This window comes from Paenibacillus sacheonensis, from assembly GCF_009909195.1.
Taxonomy (GTDB): domain Bacteria; phylum Bacillota; class Bacilli; order Paenibacillales; family Paenibacillaceae; genus Paenibacillus_Z; species Paenibacillus_Z sacheonensis.
The window spans coordinates 336,606-356,574 of sequence record NZ_JAAAMU010000004.1; the positions used below are offsets into that span (position 1 = coordinate 336,606).

Annotated in this window: 17 protein-coding genes and 1 riboswitch; all 17 genes read left to right on the plus strand. The window is 59.7% G+C overall.

Annotated elements, in window-relative coordinates; translation table 11 throughout:
- The first annotated feature begins 177 nt into the window (after positions 1 to 177).
- The 17 genes from lepB to GT003_RS09720 all read left to right on the plus strand — a co-directional run bounded on the left by lepB (position 178) and on the right by GT003_RS09720 (position 19,548).
- Positions 178 to 702, plus strand: a complete 525-nt coding sequence (lepB, locus tag GT003_RS09640; protein ID WP_161696900.1) for a signal peptidase I — start codon at positions 178 to 180, stop codon at positions 700 to 702.
- A gap of 4 nt (positions 703 to 706) precedes the next feature.
- Positions 707 to 1,732: a DUF4184 family protein gene (locus GT003_RS09645; RefSeq protein ID WP_161696902.1), complete on the plus strand. Its 1,026-nt coding sequence runs from the start codon at positions 707 to 709 to the stop codon at positions 1,730 to 1,732.
- A gap of 210 nt (positions 1,733 to 1,942) precedes the next feature.
- The gene (locus GT003_RS09650) at positions 1,943 to 2,254 is read left to right on the plus strand and encodes a heavy metal-binding domain-containing protein (RefSeq protein ID WP_161696904.1); all 312 of its coding nucleotides are present in this window, start codon (positions 1,943 to 1,945) and stop codon (positions 2,252 to 2,254) included.
- Between the two features lie 176 nt (positions 2,255 to 2,430).
- Positions 2,431 to 2,739, plus strand: coding sequence for a rhodanese-like domain-containing protein (locus GT003_RS09655; RefSeq protein ID WP_161696906.1), 309 nt, complete (start codon positions 2,431 to 2,433; stop codon positions 2,737 to 2,739).
- 157 nt (positions 2,740 to 2,896) lie between these two features.
- On the plus strand, positions 2,897 to 5,107 hold the full coding sequence (locus GT003_RS09660) for a heavy metal translocating P-type ATPase (protein WP_161696908.1): 2,211 nt from the start codon (positions 2,897 to 2,899) through the stop codon (positions 5,105 to 5,107).
- A 117-nt stretch (positions 5,108 to 5,224) separates the two neighbouring features.
- A riboswitch (cobalamin riboswitch) is annotated at positions 5,225 to 5,447 on the plus strand.
- A gap of 218 nt (positions 5,448 to 5,665) precedes the next feature.
- A complete protein-coding gene (locus tag GT003_RS09665) occupies positions 5,666 to 6,733 on the plus strand; it encodes an ABC transporter substrate-binding protein (protein ID WP_161696910.1) in 1,068 nt (355 codons plus the stop codon).
- Entirely contained in the window at positions 6,733 to 7,770 is a 1,038-nt protein-coding gene (locus GT003_RS09670) for a FecCD family ABC transporter permease (protein WP_161696912.1), read from the plus strand. The genes GT003_RS09665 and GT003_RS09670 overlap by 1 nt, the downstream gene beginning before the upstream one ends.
- Entirely contained in the window at positions 7,767 to 8,582 is an 816-nt protein-coding gene (locus GT003_RS09675; RefSeq protein WP_161696914.1) for a heme ABC transporter ATP-binding protein, read from the plus strand. Before GT003_RS09670 ends, GT003_RS09675 begins: the two co-directional genes overlap by 4 nt.
- Positions 8,579 to 9,634, plus strand: coding sequence for a nicotinate-nucleotide--dimethylbenzimidazole phosphoribosyltransferase (gene cobT / locus GT003_RS09680; RefSeq protein ID WP_161696916.1), 1,056 nt, complete (start codon positions 8,579 to 8,581; stop codon positions 9,632 to 9,634). The genes GT003_RS09675 and cobT overlap by 4 nt, the downstream gene beginning before the upstream one ends.
- A 26-nt stretch (positions 9,635 to 9,660) precedes the next feature.
- A complete protein-coding gene (gene cobU / locus GT003_RS09685) occupies positions 9,661 to 10,254 on the plus strand; it encodes a bifunctional adenosylcobinamide kinase/adenosylcobinamide-phosphate guanylyltransferase (protein ID WP_161696918.1) in 594 nt (197 codons plus the stop codon).
- Between the two features lie 32 nt (positions 10,255 to 10,286).
- Positions 10,287 to 11,102 (plus strand): adenosylcobinamide-GDP ribazoletransferase, encoded by an 816-nt coding sequence (gene cobS / locus GT003_RS09690; RefSeq protein WP_239565739.1) that lies wholly within the window; start codon positions 10,287 to 10,289, stop codon positions 11,100 to 11,102.
- A 295-nt stretch (positions 11,103 to 11,397) separates the two neighbouring features.
- Complete coding sequence (hrpB, locus tag GT003_RS09695) at positions 11,398 to 13,935, plus strand: ATP-dependent helicase HrpB (RefSeq protein WP_239565740.1); 2,538 nt, start codon at positions 11,398 to 11,400, stop codon at positions 13,933 to 13,935.
- A 110-nt stretch (positions 13,936 to 14,045) separates the two neighbouring features.
- Positions 14,046 to 14,324: a DUF1294 domain-containing protein gene (locus GT003_RS09700; RefSeq protein ID WP_161696920.1), complete on the plus strand. Its 279-nt coding sequence runs from the start codon at positions 14,046 to 14,048 to the stop codon at positions 14,322 to 14,324.
- Between the two features lie 275 nt (positions 14,325 to 14,599).
- Positions 14,600 to 16,690: a HelD family protein gene (locus GT003_RS09705; protein WP_239565741.1), complete on the plus strand. Its 2,091-nt coding sequence runs from the start codon at positions 14,600 to 14,602 to the stop codon at positions 16,688 to 16,690.
- A gap of 310 nt (positions 16,691 to 17,000) precedes the next feature.
- Positions 17,001 to 18,098: a DUF3900 domain-containing protein gene (locus GT003_RS09710; protein ID WP_161696922.1), complete on the plus strand. Its 1,098-nt coding sequence runs from the start codon at positions 17,001 to 17,003 to the stop codon at positions 18,096 to 18,098.
- A 45-nt stretch (positions 18,099 to 18,143) separates the two neighbouring features.
- Entirely contained in the window at positions 18,144 to 18,575 is a 432-nt protein-coding gene (locus GT003_RS09715; protein WP_161696924.1) for a DUF2809 domain-containing protein, read from the plus strand.
- Positions 18,576 to 18,597: 22 nt separating this feature from the next.
- Positions 18,598 to 19,548, plus strand: coding sequence for an aminoglycoside phosphotransferase family protein (locus tag GT003_RS09720; protein ID WP_239565742.1), 951 nt, complete (start codon positions 18,598 to 18,600; stop codon positions 19,546 to 19,548).
- The last annotated feature ends 421 nt before the right edge of the window (positions 19,549 to 19,969 follow it).

The following is a 19,969-nucleotide window of genomic DNA, read 5'->3' on the forward strand; positions in this document are numbered from 1 at the left end:
CCTCCGAATGTAATTAAGATGTCAGCTTTCTTAATGTATAATAGGCCGATAGGAAGAGCAATCCTTTTTAAGCAATCCGTCCCTGTTTAAGAAACTTATTGGCATCAAAAATCGTATTCATTAGCAGGAAGGTTGGACAAGCGAAGTCATTGGGAAGCCGGGAAGGAGTCGAAAAGATTGAAGAAACCATGGATACGAGAATTGCGGGACTGGTGCGTGACGCTGGGTATCGCGATTACGGCGGCGCTTCTGATTCAGAATTACGCGTTTGCGCAAACCGAGGTCAAAAATATTTCGATGCAAAAAACGCTCGTCGACGGACAACGACTTATCGAGGACAAGCTCAGCTACCATTTCGAATCGCCGCATCGAGGGGACATCGTCATCATCGACGGGCCGGAAAGCGACAGGCGGCTCATTAAACGGGTCATCGGACTGCCGGGCGACGTGATTGACTTTACGACCGACGGCCATGTGCTGGTGAACGATAACGTACTACTGGAACCATATGTGAAAGGCTTATCGTTCTCCAACGGCATGCAGGTGCCGTTTACGGTACCTGCCAAGTCCGTATTCGTCATGGGCGACAATCGCGAGAACAGCCAAGACAGCCGGATGCTTGGCCCGATCGCGATCTCAAGCTTGGAAGGAAGAGCCGTGTTCCGGCTGTGGCCGCTGAGCAAGTTCGGCCAATTGGATTAATCCTATGCCTTTTACTTTCTCGCATCCGCTGTTCTCGGTACCGCTGAAGCGCATCGCGCCGAATTGGCTTAGCGTGACCGGACTTGTGCTGGGCAGCATGGTTCCGGACATGGAATATTTCATGGCGATGGAATCCTACCAGACGATCGGCCATTCGCTGCGCGGATTCTTGCTTCAGGGCTTGCCGCTCAGCATCGCTTTCGCATATACCTTTCATCGCGTCGTGAAGCCGGTGCTTCCGAAGTTCCTGCCATCGGTCGGAGGGCTCGACCAATTCGCCAAGCACATGACGTCCGAAGAGTGGCGTCTGAATACATTGCGTACGTGGATGGTGTTCCTCGTCTCGCTGCTCATCGGGTATTGGACGCATATGTTCATGGATGCCTGGACGCATTCGTCCGGCGTGTTCGTCGAATGGTTCCCGTTCCTGCATAACAAAATCAACGACGAGCCTCTTTATCAGCACATGCAAATTGGATTATCGTTGATCGGCATCGGTGTTCCGGGCCTCATGCTGATCTACCGGTACATACGGTGGCATAAGCAGGCAGGTGCGGCAAGGCAGCCTTCCCTGTCTGCTTCGGGAACCAAGATGCTGTTATGGCTGGCAGCCTTCGTCTTCGGATTCGTCTTGTTTGCGGGAAAAATGCTGTCGTCGGTGAATCGGACTTACTGGGTCAGCGACTTGGTCGTGGCGCCGTTGTCCTCCGCGCTCTTCGGGATTTTCTGCGCCTGCCTGTTCTATCAGGCTGCCAAGAAACGCAAGCTGACCCAAGCGCTCGGTCTCGTAGCGTTAACGTTCGTTGCTATCGTGGCGTTCAATGCCCTTCTGTATTTACGGATGCCGGACCAGGCCTTTCATTACTCGCGGTTCTTGGGACATCCGCCCAGAGGGCATTCCCAAGCCTTGTGGAACGGGTACTTATGGTGCTGGTCCTCGCTGCTGCTGCTCGGCAGCATCGTGATCGGCGGTGATCGCGGAAGCGGGCAACGGACGGTCGCAGGCAAGCGGCATACGTCTTCGTTATAAGCGGACAGTTCCGTTGGATTTGTGCATCATGCTCGCAGAAGGAACTGCATAAGACGGGATTCTATTGGTCATTCTACTGCGGAACAACGGCGGTTGCGGCTAAGAGGGACTGCGGCTTGCGCATCCGTTTGGAGAATTGGATCCTGGGGTAATGAATCTTTTGAGCATGATGAAACGTATGACGCTACATACCGATTGGGAGGGATTACGATGATTTTCTCGACTACACCGACGATTGAAGGTCAGCCGATTCAACAATATCTTGGCGTGGTAACCGGCGAGGCGATCATGGGCGCGAATATCGTCCGCGATTTGTTCGCCTCCATCACGGACATTGTCGGCGGGCGATCCGGTGCCTACGAGACGAAGCTGAAGGAAGCGCGCGACGTGGCGTTCAACGAAATGTCCAGTCAAGCTTCCCGCCTCGGCGCCAACGCGATCGTCGGCATCGACATCGATTATGAAGTCGTTCGCGAAGGCATGCTAATGGTAGCGGTCAGCGGCACGGCGGTTCGCGTCTAGCTTGATTATCCGGTGAAACAGCATTCGCGTCTGCGAATGCTGTTTGTTCGTTCGTTCGCATGTTCGTTCGCATGTTCGTTCGTCTGTTCGTGGGCGGCTGGACATGGCAGGCTGCCGGAAGGTAAAATGCTAGGTAGAATCGCAATTATGAAGCTTGAAGGAGCGGTAAGTGGATTATGGGAGAAATTACGGCAAGCGAACTGGAAACCCGTCTTCGGGAAGGCGAGAAGCTCAGCGTCATTGACGTTCGGGAACCGGATGAATGGGAGTCCGGCCATATCAAAGAAGCAGTCAGCATCCCGCTGTCCGTCTTCGTCGAGCGGGTGGGCGAATTGAACGGATTCGAGGAGCCGCTCTATATGGTATGCCGCAGCGGCAACCGCAGCGGAAAAGCATGCGACTACTTGTCGGCGCAAGGCTACGAGGTCGTCAACGTGCTTGGCGGCATGCTCAGCTGGCCGGGCGATGTAGCGACGGGCAAGTAATCGTGTCTTGAAGATCGTCGAAGACAAGGCACTTTCGTATTTCTATACGAAGGTGCTTTTTTTGTATCATGCGGCATGTCTTGGCGCCATATAGTGGAGAGTAGGACAGCTTGGGCCAGACGGCCAAGCTGACCGAGCTGGGCGAAGGAGGGCGGCCATGCAGCCTCAAGGCGAGGAAGAAGTGCTCGATCTGCGCATTCACGGTATGAGCTGCACCGCATGCGCGACAAGGATCGAGCGAGCCGTCGGCAAGCTGTCCGGCGTCTCGACGGTGTCGGTTCATTACGCGGCGAAGTCCGCCTATATTACGTATGATGCCGGCGCCGCCACGCCGGCAGGCATTATCGAGCGCATCAGTCAGATCGGCTTCCAAGCGTTTCCGCACGGTCGGGACGGCAGCGGGGGTTCGGAGATCGATGCGCTAAAGCTGCGCGTATTCGTTGGCATGCTGCTGACGCTGCCGCTGCTATGGACGATGGCGCATCATTATTCGGTGCTGAGCTTCATTCCCGTACCTGCTTTTATCGAGGACCCGATCCTGCAGCTGCTGCTGGCATCGATCGTTCAGTTTTTTATCGGGATGCCGTTTTATTTTGGCGCTTATTACGCGCTGCGCGAACGAACGGCTAATATGGACGTGCTGGTGGCGATCGGCACGTCGGCCGCGTATGTGTACAGCTATGCGGCCATGCTGACGGGAGGCGCGCTCTATTTCGAAACGTCGGCCGTCGTCATTACGGCGGTGCTGGTCGGCAAGCTGCTGGAGGCAGCCGCCTCGGAGCGGGTCATGAAGGAAGGCGACGGATATGCATCGCTGCAGGCCAAGGAAGCCATCGTGGTGCGCGGCGGCAAGACGGAACGAATCCCGCTTGACCGGCTCCGGATCGGCGATCAGCTCATCGTGGAATCGAACGAGCATCTGCCCGCCGACGGATTGATCGTGGAAGGAGAATCCACGCTGGATGAATCGTTTCTGACCGGGGAGAGCGGACTCGTGAAACGAACGGCCGGCGAGCACGTGTACGCCGGTACGACCGTGAGGGGGCAGCCGCTGCGGCTGCAAGTGCTCGCAACGGGACGAGATACGATGCTGAGCCGGATCGCGGCGATGACGCGCCAAGCGCAGGCGACCAAATCGTCGATCGGCCGAAGGGTGGACCGAATGTCGGCGGTGTTCGTGCCGGTCATGATGCTGCTGTCGTTCAGCACGCTGCTGCTGTGGCTGCTCTGGCTCGATCCGGGCAACTGGAAGACGGCATCCATCCATGCGCTGGCGGTTCTTCTCGCGGCTTGTCCATGCGCACTCGGTCTGGCGGCTCCAATCTCGCTCGTATTGGCTACGGGCAAGCTCGCACGGCGCGGCATCGTCCTGAAGGAGGCCGGCGCACTGGAGAGACTGGCGTCGCTGGATCTTATCGTATTGGATAAGACGGGCACGTTAACGGAGGGAAAGCCGGCGGTGACGGGCATATCGGCGTTAAACGGCGCCCCGAACGCGCTGCTGCGGCTAGCGGCAGCGGCCGAGGAACGTTCGCAGCATCCGTTCGCGGCAGCGATGCGGGAGTCTGCCCGGCGAGCCGGTCTGGTCGTTCCTGCATCGACAGCGTATGACTCCTACCCGGGCAAAGGCATCGAGGCGCTCGTGGAAGGCAAATCGATTGCGATCGGGAACGCAGGCTTCGCCGCCGAACGGGCGTGGGTAATCCACCGCTCGCTTCAGGGATTTGCCGGTCGCAAGGAGGAAGCGGGCGAAACCGTGATCTATGCGTTCATCGATGGCCTATGCGCCGGTGCCTTCTCGCTGTCCGATTCCGTGAAGCGTACGTCCAAGGAAGCGGTGGAAGGTTTGCTTGCCGAAGGGGTAAGCGTGCTTCTGGCCACAGGCGATCATCCGTCCGCCGCGTCGAAGGCGGCGGCCATGACCGGCATCAAGAACGTACATGCATCCTTGCTGCCGGAGCAAAAAGCGGCCTTGATCCGCAAGCTGCAGAATGAGGGGCTTGCGGTCGCGATGGCGGGCGACGGCTGGAACGATGCGCCCGCGCTCGCGGCGGCTGACGTCGGAATCGCGATGGGCGGAGGGACGGAGGCAGCGCTCGACGCCGGCGATATGACGCTGCTCCGTTCGCGGCTTACCGGCATCTCCGAAGCGCTGTTAATCAGTCGTTTGACCGTGCGCAACATCCGGCAAAACCTCGCTTTTGCCTTCTTGTACAACGCCGTCGTCATTCCGTTCGCCGCCATTGGCGGCATCGAGCCGTGGATGGCCGGCACGGCGATGGCGCTCAGTTCCGTATCGGTCGTCGGGAATGCGCTTCGCCTGAACGGACAGATGCGACGGCAGCTGGACCGACCCCTGTCGACCTAGTTCGTTCGTTACGAGGGCGGCTAATCCGATGCGTCTTCATGCTGCCCGATGTGCCCATAATCCTCGCTGCCGTGTAGACAACCCCGTTCAACGATGGTATAGTTACTCGGAAACAATTACATAGCTGTTGTTACAGGTGCTGATATCGCGGTTGCCGCGCGTTCAGCTTAATAGGGAAGACCGGTGAGAAACCGGCACGGACCCGCCACTGTAAGGAGTGCCAAGGCTGTTCACGCAGCCCGGCAATGTCTCATGACAAGTCACTGAACGCGCTGTCGTTCGGGAAGACCATGAGGCATCTGCTCCAAGTCAGGAGACCTGCCTGTAACGGATAACGCTACCTACGAGGACTTAGGGGAGTGTTAGAAATTGGCCATGCCACCGATTCGATCGCGAATCCCCGCCTTGTCGGCAGGATAGGTTTGGGCCGCTGTTCATTGAGACATGAGCATTTCTGACACGACCGTCGGGGATGCTTTTTTTGTTTGGGTCAAACCCCCGGATGCAGCAAAGATGCAAGAGATTTCGCAAGAATAATGACATTGGGAGCGAGAAAACATGAACACGAACCGCAAGAAATCATCCTTCGCATGGAAATCGATCTTCGCCATGATGATCGTGGCCATCCTGCTTGCAGCTTCGGCATGCGGCGCCAAGAAAGCCAACGATAACGACGAAGCGGGGGCCGCTGCCAATACGCCGGCATCGAATGCTGCCGATGCGCCTGATGCTTCCAACAATGCGGAGGCAAACGGCAATGGGACAGCCAATTCCGGTGCTGCCGGAAACGCGGCGCAAGCTACCGTTTATCCGCTTACGGTTAAGGACGTCACAGGAACCGAACTGACGTTCAATGCCGCACCCGAGCGTATCGTCACGCTGGTGCCGAGCGAGACCGAGATCGTGTACGCGCTTGGCGCTGGCGAGTCGGTCGTTGCCGTGGACAACTATTCGAATTATCCGGGCGAGGCGGCGGACAAGCCGAAGATCGGCGACATGAATGCCGATATCGAGAAGATCGTATCGCTCAAACCGGATCTGGTTCTGGCGTCGTACACGATGAGCCAAGCGGTCGTCGACAAGCTTCGTTCGTTGAAGCTGCCCGTCTACGCGACGGATCCGAAAACTTACGATGCCGTCATGGATAAAGTGAAGCAGATCGGCGCGATTCTCGACAAAACGAAAGAATCGGATGCAGTGGCCGGTCATATGGAAGAAGTTCGGAAGCAAGTGGTCGATGCGGTCAAGGATGCGCCGAAACCGAACGTCTACCTGGAATTCGCGCCGGGCTGGACCGTCGGCAAAGGGGAGTTCCTCGACGAGCTCATCACGCTGGCAGGCGGAACGAACGTCGCAACGGGTACGGGATGGTACGAAATCGATCCGGAGGCAGTGGTTAAGGCCAACCCTGATGATATCGTTTATGCGTCGATGACGGTCAACGAAGGGGAGAAAAATCCGATTCTCGCCGCGATCGAGAGCCGGCCTGGCTGGAACGTCATGAACGCCATTAAAAACAAAAAAGTATTCGAGGTCGACCAGGATCCGCTGACGCGCGTCGGACCGCGTCTTGCCGAAGGACTGCTGGAAATCGCGGCAAAGCTGCACCCGGATCTGTTCAAATAATGCGTAAGAAACTATTCCTGTACGGAGGGGCAGCGATGCTCCTCTTACTTGCATCTATCGTCGTTAGTTTGTCGATCGGCTCCGCGGGTTTGCCGCTGCGGGACGTATGGGGCATTCTTATTCATCAGCTGCCCTGGATGCCGAGCGCCGATACCAAGTGGGATGCTTCCGACATTGTCATCGTAACGCAGCTGAGGCTGTCCCGCATTATTCTCGGCGTGCTGGTCGGCGCATGCTTGGCGCTTGCGGGAGCGGGCTTTCAAGGCGTGCTTCGAAATCCGCTTGCCGATCCGTTCACGCTTGGCGTCGCTTCGGGCTGCTCCGTAGGGGCGGCCTTCATGATCGTGTTCGGTCTGCAAGCGGTGCTCGGCTTATGGACGGTGCCGCTCGTTGCTTTCGTGACGGGCATGGCGACATTGCTGGCCGTATTCGGTTTGTCGCGCGCAAGAGGCGGCATGAACGTCGAGACGCTCATATTATCCGGCGTGATCGTGCAAGCCTTTCTGGGCGCCGTCGTCTCGTTCATCGTCATGATGTCGCAGGATGTCGTCAATGCGGCGATGTTTTGGCTGATGGGCAGCCTCAGCGCGCGGAGCTGGGAGCATGTGCGGCTCATCGCGCCGTTTCTGATTATCGGGCTGCCCGTCATGATCCGGTACGCCCAGCATCTGAATCTGTTCGTATTCGGCGAGCGCCACGCGGCGCATCTCGGCGTCAACGTCGAGCGCACGAAGCTCATCGTCCTCGTTACTTGCACGCTCCTGACGGCAGTGGCCGTATCCATCGCAGGCGTGGTCGGGTTCGTCGGGCTGGTCGTTCCGCATCTGATCCGATTGCTCGTCGGGCCGGACTATCGCATTATCGTCCCCTTATCGGCACTTGGCGGCGGCTTCTACATGGTATGGGCGGATACGCTGGCCAGGACGGTCCTGAGTCCGAAGGAAATAGCGCTCGGCATCGTGACGGCATTCATCGGCGCTCCGTTCTTTGCCTACTTGCTCTATCGGCATAAAGTGCAGCAGGGAGGTGCCGCATGATCGAAGCGAAGGCAGTCTCCTTGGCCATTGCGGGGCGGAATATACTCCATGACGTTCATTTCGAAATGGAAAGCGGCGCGATGTACGGAATTATAGGTCCGAATGGCGTCGGTAAATCCACGTTGCTGCGATTGCTATCCGGAACGGAAAAGCCGACGACGGGCACCGTGCTGTTCGCTGGCCGGCCGGTCTCGGGTTACAAACGCAAGGAGTTGGCCAAACAAGTAGCCGTGCTTCAGCAAGGCGGCTTGCCGGCAGTCGGGTTTACGGTTCGCGAGGCGGTGCGGATGGGGCGCTTCCCCTACCAGAATTGGCTCGGCGAGGAGCCGCATGCCGGCGAGCAATTCATTGAACGGGTACTGGCGGATATGGGGCTTCGCGGGCTTGAAGACCGACGGGTCGATGGCTTAAGCGGAGGCGAGCGGCAGCGCGTCGCCTTGGCGAAGGTCATGGCTCAGGAGCCGGAGCTGCTGCTGCTGGATGAGCCCACGACTTATTTGGATATCGGGTATCAGATTCAATTGCTGGATACGGTCAAGCGCTGGCAGGCCGAACGCCGGTTGACGGTGATTGCCGTGCTGCATGACCTGAACCTGGCGGCGCATTATTGCGACAAGCTGCTGATCCTGCGGGAAGGAACGGTCGAAGCGTTCGGTTCGCCGCAGAAGGTTATGAATTCCGAGATGATCAAGCGCGTATTCGACGCGAACGCCGTCATCCTGCCGCATCCGGAAACGGGCGTGCCTCAGCTGCTGCTTCGGCCGGAAGCGATGTCGTCGGAACAGCGAATAAGAAAGGAAGCGAAACGATGAGCGAACAAAAGTTGATGTCATTGATTGCATCCATTGGAGAATTGGATGCCGCTGCCATGGCTGCGGCGGAGCAGCATGTCAACAGCCTAACGAAACCGCCAGGCAGTTTGGGCCGGCTTGAAGGCATTGCCATCCAAGCCGCGGGCATCACCGGGGAATTGGCTGCCGATGTCTCGAAGCGCGCCGTCATCGTGATGGCCGGCGACCACGGCGTCTGCGAGGAAGGCGTCAGCGCATTTCCGGCAGAGGTAACGCCGCAGATGGTAATGAATTTCTTGGCCGGAGGCGCGGCCGTGAACGTACTCGCGCGCGGTGCCGGTGCCGATGTGTTTTGCGTCGATATGGGCGTTAACGCGGATCTGGAGCATGCCGAATTGATTACGTGCAAGACGCGCAAAGGGACTGCGAACATGGCACGGGAAGCGGCCATGTCCAGGGACGACGCGACAGCCGCCCTGCTTGGCGGTTTCGATCTCGCTGCACGATTAGCCGCTGACGGTTATCGAATGTTCGCAACGGGAGATATGGGCATCGGCAATACGACGGCCAGCGCAGCGCTTTGCGCCGTGCTCGGCGGGATGACGGCTGACGAGGCCGTCGGGCTTGGAACGGGAATCAACGAAGAACGCCGCCTGCATAAAGTCGAGGTCGTCAAACGGGCGCTGAGCTGCAATCGGCCGGATGCCGCTGATCCGATCGATACGCTGGCGAAAGTCGGCGGGCTCGAAATCGCAGGGCTGGCCGGCGTCATTCTCGGGGCGGCTGCGAACCGCAGCATCGTCGTGGTCGACGGCTTTATCTCTTCGGCGGCCGCCTTGGTCGCCGTCTCGCTCGCGCCGCAAGCGGCCGCGTACATGATTGGCTCGCATCTGTCGCAGGAGCAGGGGCATGCGATGCTGCTGCGCAAACTGGGACTGTCGCCCATGATTCAGCTCGATATGCGGCTTGGCGAAGGCACGGGTGCCGTGCTGGCCTTTCATTTCGTCGATGCGGCCGTGGCCGTCATGCGGGAAATGGCGACGTTCGAGAGTGCGGGCGTATCACGGGAATAGCGCGAGATCAAGAGCGAGGTGAGGGCATGGCAGTTTTCATAACGGGCGGCGCAAGAAGCGGGAAGAGCGGGTTTGCGGAAGCATACGCCGCGAAGCTCTCGGAACGAGGCATCTACATCGCAACGGCCCAAGCCTGGGACGAAGAAATGAAGGAGCGGAGAGCGCATCATCGGCTCGAGAGGGAGCGTTCGGGTTATGTCTGGCAGACGGTTGAAGAACCGCTTGCGCTGGCGGAGCTGCTTGTGTTTCTGGAAACGGAGCATCGGTCGGCTGCAGGACGGCCTGCGGTTCTCGTGGACTGTATGACATTATGGCTGACGAATTGGATGCTCCGAACGGATCAAGCCGCTGAAGGGCAGGAGTCGAATGCATCCGCTGAATTAGAAGCGGAAATCGGGAAGCTGCTTGCCGCCGTCACGGCTTATTCGGGGCCGCTGCTGCTCGTCACGAACGAGGTCGGCAGCGGCATCGTGCCCGCGTACCCGCTCGGGCGGCGATTCCGGGACGAAGCGGGACGGTTGAACCGCAAACTGGCTGCGCTATGCAGCGAGGCTTATCTCGTGGTGGCCGGGATACCGCTCGATCTTAAGAAGCATGCGTTCGCGTTCGAGGTGGACTGACTGGTTTAGAATATCACGGAGGTGCTTGCGGTTTGGTTACGGCTATTCTGAAACGCGAACTGCAAGCGGCAGGCGCGGCGTTTCAACTGTTAACGCGCATTCCGATCCCGGTCGCGATTCCGTTCACGCCGGAGCTGCTGGCGCGAAGCGTCGTCTATTACCCCGTAGTAGGCGTCGTCATCGGGGGTATCGTCGGGGCTGCGGCGGCGGGCTTGGACGAATATGTCCCTTCGATGCCCGCGTCGGTCATTCTCTTGGCATTGTGGCTGCTCTTAAGCGGCGGACTGCATATGGACGGTCTGATGGATACGGCCGACGGGGTCCTCAGTCACCGCTCGCGCGAGCGAATGCTGGAGATCATGAAGGACAGCCGCGTCGGTGCGATGGGCGTGCTTGCGGCGATCATTTTGACGATGTTCAAATTCGCCTTGCTCGGCGCATGGCTCGACGGAGGCAAGGATTGGCTCGCGGAGATTCCGCTGTTCGCATTGGCATGCGGACTGAGCCGATTGTGGGTCGTCATTGCCATGGCATGCTGGCCGTTCGCGCGGCCGGAGGAAGGTCTCGCTTCCATGTTCAGACTGGTCCGGCCGCGGCAAGCGGTGCTTGCCGCGTTGGTGCAGGCGGTACTGACGGCAGGCTGCGCATGGGCGTTTCCGTCTGCTTCATTTGGCGCGCTGCCAGCGTATCTGCTCCAGGCGGGACTCGCACTCGCTGTCGGCATCTTGCTGTCGGCGTGGCTGAACCGCAAGCTTGGAGGGCTGACAGGAGATACATACGGTGCGATGACCGAGGTCATCGAAGCAGCGTTGCTGCTGGCGCTTCTGATGGGATTGCAATCGCAGTGACGAGAGTTTTCGATTATGTTCGGCGTTTAGGCGCGCGACCTCTGAGGTGCGCGTTTTTGTTTTCTTATGAAGCAGAAGTCTTCGCCGCAATGTCGTTTCAGAAGCTGGAGATTGGCTTCAATGAAGGCATCGGGCCGATGGATCTGGATGGTATGCCTGTCTATAGTAGGTGTTGGGGCATGGATAAACTCGCCGGAGCGGCATCACGGAGAGGACGTTCGAACCTGTTCTTTGACGGCTTAAGCGTCCAGTCCCTATAATGAAGCATAGGAAAAGACAAGACAGGGGAATTAAGATGAACGAACAAGACGCTATGCATATTGGGCCGGACGCCGGACGGCTGCCGATCGACAGTCTGCTGCCGGAGCTTCGCGCGACGCTTGCCGAGCGGAACTCGGCGGTGCTCGTGGCGGCGCCGGGCGCGGGAAAAACGACCCGCGTGCCGCTGGCCCTTCTTCATGAGCCGTGGCTGGCCGGTCGGCGCATCCTCATGCTTGAGCCGCGGCGCCTGGCTGCCCGCGCGGCAGCGCGCTTCATGGCGGCATCGCTCGGCGAGCAGGCTGGCGGAACGGTCGGCTATCGCGTGCGCATGGACACGAAGGTCGGCCCGAGCACGAGAATCGAAGTCATCACGGAAGGCGTTTTAACGCGCATGCTGCAGCAGGATCCATCGCTTGACGGCGTCGGACTCGTTATTTTCGACGAATTCCATGAGCGGCATCTGAACGGCGATCTCGGGCTCGCGCTCTGCCTGCAGACGCAGTCGGTATTCAGGGAAGAGCTGCGTCTGCTCGTGATGTCGGCAACGCTCGAAGCCGAGCCGGTCGCGCGGCTGCTGGGCGGAGCTCCTCTTCTCGTTAGCGAAGGCCGGGCTTATCCGGTCGAAACGTACTATGCGCCGAAGCCGATCTCCGGCCGGCTGGAAGACGCCGTCGTTCGCTGCACCATCGAGGCCATGCGCAGCCATGACGGCAACGCGCTCGTGTTTCTGCCCGGCATCGGCGAGATTCGCAGGGCGGAACATTTGCTTCTCGCCGCTCGTGCCGGCAGCGGCGGTCTGGGGGCAGACATCATGATCCTGCCTCTGTACGGCGCGCTGACGGCTGAAGCGCAGGATCGCGCGGTTTCCGCGTCGGCTGGCGGCGAGCGGAAGATCGTGCTCGCCACGTCCATCGCGGAATCCAGCGTTACCGTTCGCGGCGTGCGTATCGTCGTCGACGGCGGCCAGAGCCGTGTGCCCCGGTTCTCGCCGCGCACGGGAATGGCGCGGCTCGAAACCGTGCCCGTATCGGCGGCATCCGCCGACCAGCGGCGCGGACGCGCGGGCAGGGAGGCGCCGGGCGTCTGTTACCGGCTGTGGACGGAGGGAGAGCACCGGCAGCTGAAGCCGCAGAGCGATCCGGAGCTGCTCGGGGCGGACCTCGCGCCGCTTGCGCTGGAGCTCGCGATATGGGGAATTAACGACCCTAGCGAGCTGGCGTGGCTGACGCAGCCGCCGGCAGCCGCATACGCCCAGGCGCTCGTGCTGCTGCGGGAGCTGAACGCGCTTGACGCCGAGAGCCGCCCAACGGCGCACGGGCAAGCGATGGCGGAGCTCGGGATGCATCCGCGGCTCGCGCATATGGTGCTGGAGGCGAAGCCCCTCGGGCTCGGCGCGCTGGCCTGCGAGCTTGCCGCGCTGCTCGGCGACCGCGATCCGCTGCGGAGCACGCGCAGCATCGACATGCGGCTGCGCCTCGATGCGCTGCACGGGCGTGCCGCCGGAGATGCCGCGGATCCCGCGGCCATCAAGCGGCTTGCCGCGGAAGCGCGCGAGTGGATGCGCGCGGCGGGCATCGCTTCGTCTGCAGCCGCGAGCCGCGCGGATGACGCCTGCGGGCTGCTGCTCGCGCTTGCCTACCCGGACCGCATCGCGCAGCGGCGCGGGGATGGCCGCTTCCTGCTGCGGGGCGGCCGGGGCGCCGCCGTCCAAGAGCTGCAGCCGCTCTCGACGGCCGCGTATCTGGCTGCCGCCGAGCTGGAGGACAGCGGCACGGACAGCCGCATTTTGCTGGCTGCCCCGATTTCGTTGGAAGCCGTCGAACGATACTTCGCCGATCAGATTCAGGACGAGAAGGAAGTGAGATGGGATCGCCAGGCGGAAGCCGTCCGGTCGCGCCGCCGGCTCCGGCTCGGAGCGCTCATCCTGAAGGAATCGCAGCTGGCCGATCCGGATCCGGCGCTTGTCGCCGAAGCATTGCTGGGCGGCATCGCCGAGCAGGGACTGGAGCTGCTGCCATGGTCCAAGCAGGCGAGGCAGCTTCGAGACCGCATGAATCTGATGCATGCGCATAATCCGGAATGGCCGGACGTGTCCGATGAAGCGCTGATCGCCTCGCTTCCCGAATGGCTTGGCCCCTACGTCGGGGGCATGCGCAGCAGAAACGACCTGACGCGTCTGTCGATGGCCGCCATCATGGAATCGCTGCTGTCGTGGCAGGAGCGCCAGCGATTGGAGGAGGAGGTGCCCACACATCTTACCGTTCCGAGCGGCTCGCGCATTCCGCTGGATTACGGCGATCCGACCGCGCCGGTGCTGGCCGTCCGGCTCCAGGAGCTGTTCGGTCTCCGGGAGACGCCCCGCATCGCGGGCGGCAAGCTGCCGGTGACCATTCACATGCTGTCGCCCGCGCATCGTCCGGTGCAGGTGACGCAGGACTTGGCAAGCTTCTGGCAGCATGCGTATTTCGACGTGAAGAAAGACCTCAAGGGCCGGTATCCGAAGCATTATTGGCCGGACAACCCCCTTGAAGCGCCGGCGACGAATCGGGCAAAGCCCCGGCCGTCCAACTAAGCGGCTCCAGCACCGCCTGCCTAACCACCTGCCCATCCAGTCGGCGGCAGGCTTATTTCACTGGGTATCTAAGCAGCTGCACGCCATCCGCCTATGAAAGGAGAACCACTATGTCACCGATCGAGAAGCTGGTCGCACTTTATCTCGTTATCATGAACGTCTATGCATTCGCGCTGATGCGCATCGATAAGATCCGCGCGGTGAAGGACCGCAGGCATCGAATACCCGAACGCAGGCTCCTCGGAGCCAGCGCCCTAGGCGGTTCGCTCGGGGCCTTCGCCGCCATGCGGATGTTCCGACACAAGACGAAACACGCGGCCTTCGCGGCAGGCATTCCCGTTATGCTGGTCGTACATATCGCGCTCCTCATTTGGCTCGAAAGCTTATGATTCGCACGCACGGCTTACCTTCAAGCGAGCACTCAAGGCCGTCGGCTGCATACGCTCAGGGAGCGGATTATCGGCTGTATCCGGCCAATTGACAGTCTTTTGCCAACTATGCTATAGTGTTCACTCATGCTCCGTGCGAGCACTAGTATCCATACACTTATACGAACAGACCAAGCCGCATGCGAATGCGGCTTTCGCCGCCTTCACTGCGCTTATCGGAGGCTGCGCGGGCCGCAGATGAGCTGGGTTTGCAGTCGCAGAGGGAGGTAACTGACTTGACCGTTCAAAGTGCCTTTCAAGAAGAGGCGAAGCGCATCGACGAGGTGCTGGACAATATCCGCAGGCAGCTGCGCGAGATCGGACCGCGATATACCGGCAACGATTTCACGGAGCAGATGTTGGAGGTCCAGCGCGAGCAGCGGGAGCAGCGGCTCACCGTCGCGGAGCGCGAGCCTTATTTTGGCCGTATCGATTTTCAGGAAAACAAATTGCCCGAACCGAAGCCGCTCTATATCGGCAAAGCCGGCGTCGCGCATGGGAACACGAACGAGGTGCTGGTCGTCGACTGGCGCGCGCCGGTCGCCAGCCTGTTCTATGCGTTCAGCGGCGGCGAAGCGCCGGTCGTCTATGAATCGCCGGACGGCGACGTGGAAGGAACCGTGCATCTGAAGCGCAACCTGATGGTGCGCGACGGCAAGCTCGAGCGCGTCGTCGACAGCTATGTCCGCGGCCAAGAAGACGAGAGCGTCACGGACGAATTCCTCCTCTACCGGCTGGGCGAGAGCAAGGATAATAAACTGCGCGACATCGTATCGACGATTCAGCAGGAGCAGGATCGGATCATTCGGACGGATAAGAACAAAGCCGTCTTCATCCAAGGGGTGGCGGGAAGCGGGAAGACCACCGTCGCCCTGCATCGGCTCGCTTACCTGCTGTACCGCTATGCCGGCAGCATCCGGGCGGACCGAATGGTCATCTTCGCGCCTAACCGCATGTTCCTCGATTATATTTCAGGCGTCCTGCCGGAGCTCGGCGTCGGCGACATTCAACAGACGACGTTCGCGGATTGGGCGCTGGAGCAGCTCCAGCAGGCCGTCCGCCTCGACGAAGCCTACGATCCGATGGCCTATTGGTTCGAGCAGCCGCGGACGCGGGAAGAGCTGATGGCGTCTACCGGCCGAATCAAGGGCAGCCTGGCGTTCAAAGCGCTCATCGACGCCCAATTGATGCATACGGAAGCTTCGCTCATTCCCGAAGAATCGTTCGACCCCGCGGCCGGCTGGCGCGTGACGCCGGCGATGATCACGGAATGGCTCGCGACCGACGACGTCGGGGAGCCGTACATGAAGCGCCGCGCCCGCCTGGTCAGCCGCCTCAAGCGCTGGCTGGAATCGGAGTGGAAGACGCGCCGCTTGACGGACTCCAAGCTAAAGTCGAAGCTGACTTCCAAGCTGAACGCGTACACGAAGAAAATTCCCGCGCCGACCGCCGCTCAGCTGTACACGGAGCTGCTGGGCAGCGCGAGCGCCCAGGCGCTGCTGCCGGCCAAGAGCTGTGCCGCGGCGATCAAGCTGTTGAAGGGCAAGCAGGCCCGGCCGGAGGATTTGGCCCCGCTTGTGTATATTCAAGTTCGCCTAAACGGATTCGACGGCTCGCCGTACGACCACATCGTTATCGATGAGGCGCAGGATTACTCGCCGTTCCAACTGGAAGCCTTGAAGCAATGCCAGCGCCAGCCTTCCATGACGGTGCTCGGCGACTTGCAGCAGGGGATCCACGGCTACGCCGGCATTCACAGCTGGACGGAGCTGACGACGCTGTTTCCGGAGGCGGATACGGGTTATTTCGAGCTCGATCGGAGCTACCGGTCCACGATGGAAATTATCGATTTCGCCAATCGCGTGCTCGGCGGCATGGGCGACGGCGTAAAGCCGGCCGTGCCCGTGTTCCGGAGCGGCGAAGCCGTCGACGTCGTGCGCATGGAGAACGATGACGTGCGGCTGCAGGACGTTGTCCGGACGGTGCAGGAATGGCAGCAATCCGGCCATTACCGCACGATTGCCGTACTGGGGCGCAATATTCAGTCCTGCGAAGCGATCGCGCAAGCCTTGTCGCAGGACGGCATCGCGGCCGCGCTCGTGCAGAGCAAGCAGGAAGCATACGGCGGCGGTTTGACGGTCGTGCCGGCCTATTTGGCCAAAGGACTGGAGTTCGATGCGGTCTTGGTGGCGGACACCGACGCCGAGAGCTTCGACGGCAACGATGCCAAGCTGCTCTATGTCGCCTGCACCCGGGCGCTGCATAAGCTGAAGCTGCTCTACTGCGGCGAACTGACTTCGCTTGTCGCGGAGCCGGCCGCAGTGTAGCTTGAATTTTCATCTGCGGTGAAGCGTCGTCAGCTAACCAGGAGCCGCAAGCCCGTCTGCCGCAAGCAGGCGGGCTTTTTTACATGCTACGATCCTGAAAATAAGAAAGATCGCGGCGGAATTGTTTCTCTTTTTCATAAACGGTTATTCCGGTATCGTCCAAGAGAGCGGATGGATGCAGAAAGCTGCCGCCAGAGCTGGAATCGTCTCGGATGCTCACGACAGCCAGAGTTGATTATGCTATGCTATAGGCTTGGAATTCTATCGAACGCGCAAGCGGATTATACAGGCAAAAGGGGTTATCGACCGAATGGATTTTATCGTGGAATACTTGTCGTTTTTCGTTATCCAAGGTGAAGGCGGCGACACGAACGCCGCCAAGACGTTTTCGCACTATCAAACGATGGATCGGTACGACTACGCCGACAGCGAGCTGAAATCGTTCCTGGACGGCGAGTTCGCGCGCATCGTGAAACGCAAAGCGGAGCGGCATCCGAATACGGACGCGGCACCTACCAAGATCGGCCGGTTCATTACGGAGCCCGGCTACGAGCTCGACAGCAATCCGAACTATAATACCTTCCAGCGGCTGCGCACGGCGGAGTCGGCGACGGAATTTCACGGCTTTGCCGACGAGCTTGTCCGGCTTTACATGGAAGCGGCGGCGGTTAGGGGCGGCGCTTTTATCGTCGTGCACGCCACGCCGAACCGGTACACGGATCAGCCGATTCTATTCGTGCTGAAATGCGACTTCGAGCCGAAGATCGCGCGGATCACGGACGAGCGCAACTTGATCTCGCATGTGGAGATGGCGATCAGCGCGCGCAATATGAAGTCCATCCAATATCCGCATATGCCGGAAGAGGGGATGCTGGAATACTGGGAGCTGAAGATTCACCAGGCATCGCATGCCCGTTATTTCGAGGACTTCCTGCGCTTCATCAGCTATGAGAAGGCAATGCCGGAGCTGCTCAGCGATCAGGTCTTGACGATGGTCCATGAATATATGGAGGACAAATGGCAGGGACACGAAGGCGAGGAGCGTCAACAAGAGGCGCAGCAATTCGAAGTCTGGGCCGCCAGCGAGAAGCGCGAGCTGCAGGAGTCCTGGCCTCAGGAGCGGGTAGTCGCCGCGGCAGAACGGCTCGTGGAGCTGCAGCCGAATCTTAGCGTGGCGTTCAAGCTGGGCGATGTGTCGGTGAAGGGACCGCTGTCCGACTTCGGGCAGACGATACATTTCGCAACGTATAACGGGAAATATATCGCGCTGATCGAAGGAGATTTCTTCCAGTTCGACCGCGGCATGTCGCCGGTAGAGCTTCTGCAGCCGCCGGACTTGCTGGAAGTGCTGGAGCAAGTAGGCCGCAGCAAAGAGAAAGAACAGCCGAAAGACAACCTGCCGTACTAGCAAGAAGGGGCGTCATTGGAATCAGGCTGGCAGGAGGTTAGCAAGATGGCGAGGCGACGAACGATAGACAGCGCCGGACGCGGCTTGAAGAGAATCGGTTACGGGATTGCGATGGTTGTTGCGATCGTACTGGGGCTTGCCTCCCGGCACTATGCTGATCGGCTGCCGGCGTGGCTGGCGAGTCATGCAGGCGACGCGCTGTGGGCGGCGATGATTTACGTTGGCTTTCGCTTGCTATGGCCGCAGCGACGACTGCTATTCTCGGCAATCGGCGCACTCTTGTTCAGTTATGCGATCGAGTGCAGCCAGTGCTACCAAGCAGACTGGTTGAACCGAATCAGGGCGACGACGCTCGGCGGCCTCGTTCTTGGTCATGGCTTCCTGACGGTTGATTTGGCCAGGTATACGGTCGGCATCGCCGCGGCATTCCTGGCGGATGCTGCCGTACGGCGAATTGCTCGCCGAAAACGTCCGTAGTCCATGAAAAGGAGCGGTGTGCATGTGGACAGACAAGCGATTCGATACTGAAATGCTTCGCCTTCGGATTCCCGAGCTGAACGGTACGTCCGATCTCGTTCGCCTCGACAAAGGTTATTCCAGCGATGTCAAATACGCGGTGTACGGCGCCGGAAGTCAACCGGTCCAAATCCTGCGTACCTTCGATCATGGACAAGAAGCCGGCAAACGCATCGAATACGAGAACCTTCAGCTCGCGGCCGGTCATGGCGTGAAGTGTTCCGAGCCGATCGCGTTCGGGATTCTCCCGGATTTGGAGCTTGGCTATATTCTCGTTTCCTATATCGAAGGGGACGAGGCTTCCGAAGCGCTTCCGAGATTAAGCGAACGTGCACAGTTCGATATCGGCTTGCAGGCTGGCGAACAGCTGAAACTTATGAATAGCATCGACTGTCCCGTGCAGATGGCTTCTTGGCAGGATCGGATCATGGCCAAGTATCGGAGATACCGGAGCGACTATGCCGACTGCGGCGTGTCTATTCGTAGGGAATCCGAGCTGTTCGCCTATATCGACAAGCATCTGTCAGGGCTAGAAGGTCGGCCGAACCGGTTCCAGCACGACGATTTTCATCCTGCGAACCTGATCGTGAAAGACGGCGCCTTGTCCGGCGTCATCGACTTCAACCGGTGCGATTGGGGCGATCCCGTCCATGAATTCGTCAAAGTCGGGATGTTCGGCAGCGAGGTCAGCGTGCCGTTCTCGGTCGGGCAGATCCGAGGTTATCATGGCGGACGGGAGCCTGCCGAGGAATTCTGGCGATTATACTCGTTGTACTTAGCGACGACGATGATATCTTCGGTCGTATGGACGTTGAAGGTCGTTCCGGACCAAATGGAAGAGATGCTGGGGCGTATTCATCGCGTACTCGAAGAGGATCATGACGGTTTCGCCCAAATGATGCCGAAATGGTATCGCGAGGCGGATTTCGCTTGACTTTTGGCAGCGGCATTCACTATGATTTGGAATAATCAGAAAATTCAACTGGCGATGAAGAGAAGAGTACCTCGGCCAAACGTCTTTGAACAGAGAGCTCCGGCAGCTGAAAAGGGGCAGGGACGAACCGAGGGAACATGGTCTCCGAGCTGCGCACCGAGACCGCTAAGGTTGTAGGCTGCGCCGGGTTCCGCACCCGTTACCGTGCTAGGGTATACCCGCATTCCTGCCTGGCATGCGTCGTACCTGAAGAGGTTCGTGCCGCAAGGCATGATCGAAGTTGGGTGGTACCGCGCGAGCACAGCTCTCGTCCCTTTGGGATGAGGGCTTTTTTGCGTTCCGCTGCCAATACTATTGAAGATGCCTGGAGGTAGCGGCGCTGCTTCGCACAAAACTAAGCCTATGCTTCCGATGTCAGTTT

Coding starts and splice junctions, on each gene's coding strand:
- GT003_RS09660 (WP_161696908.1), top strand. CDS start 2,897: ATGCAGCCTCAAGGCGAGGAAGAAGTGCTCGATCTGCGCATTCACGGT.
- GT003_RS09665 (WP_161696910.1), top strand. CDS start 5,666: ATGAACACGAACCGCAAGAAATCATCCTTCGCATGGAAATCGATCTTC.
- GT003_RS09675 (WP_161696914.1), top strand. CDS start 7,767: ATGATCGAAGCGAAGGCAGTCTCCTTGGCCATTGCGGGGCGGAATATA.
- GT003_RS09720 (WP_239565742.1), top strand. CDS start 18,598: ATGTGGACAGACAAGCGATTCGATACTGAAATGCTTCGCCTTCGGATT.
- GT003_RS09645 (WP_161696902.1), top strand. CDS start 707: ATGCCTTTTACTTTCTCGCATCCGCTGTTCTCGGTACCGCTGAAGCGC.
- GT003_RS09715 (WP_161696924.1), top strand. CDS start 18,144: ATGGCGAGGCGACGAACGATAGACAGCGCCGGACGCGGCTTGAAGAGA.
- hrpB (WP_239565740.1), top strand. CDS start 11,398: ATGAACGAACAAGACGCTATGCATATTGGGCCGGACGCCGGACGGCTG.
- GT003_RS09700 (WP_161696920.1), top strand. CDS start 14,046: ATGTCACCGATCGAGAAGCTGGTCGCACTTTATCTCGTTATCATGAAC.
- GT003_RS09670 (WP_161696912.1), top strand. CDS start 6,733: ATGCGTAAGAAACTATTCCTGTACGGAGGGGCAGCGATGCTCCTCTTA.
- GT003_RS09650 (WP_161696904.1), top strand. CDS start 1,943: ATGATTTTCTCGACTACACCGACGATTGAAGGTCAGCCGATTCAACAA.
- cobU (WP_161696918.1), top strand. CDS start 9,661: ATGGCAGTTTTCATAACGGGCGGCGCAAGAAGCGGGAAGAGCGGGTTT.
- GT003_RS09655 (WP_161696906.1), top strand. CDS start 2,431: ATGGGAGAAATTACGGCAAGCGAACTGGAAACCCGTCTTCGGGAAGGC.
- GT003_RS09710 (WP_161696922.1), top strand. CDS start 17,001: ATGGATTTTATCGTGGAATACTTGTCGTTTTTCGTTATCCAAGGTGAA.
- cobT (WP_161696916.1), top strand. CDS start 8,579: ATGAGCGAACAAAAGTTGATGTCATTGATTGCATCCATTGGAGAATTG.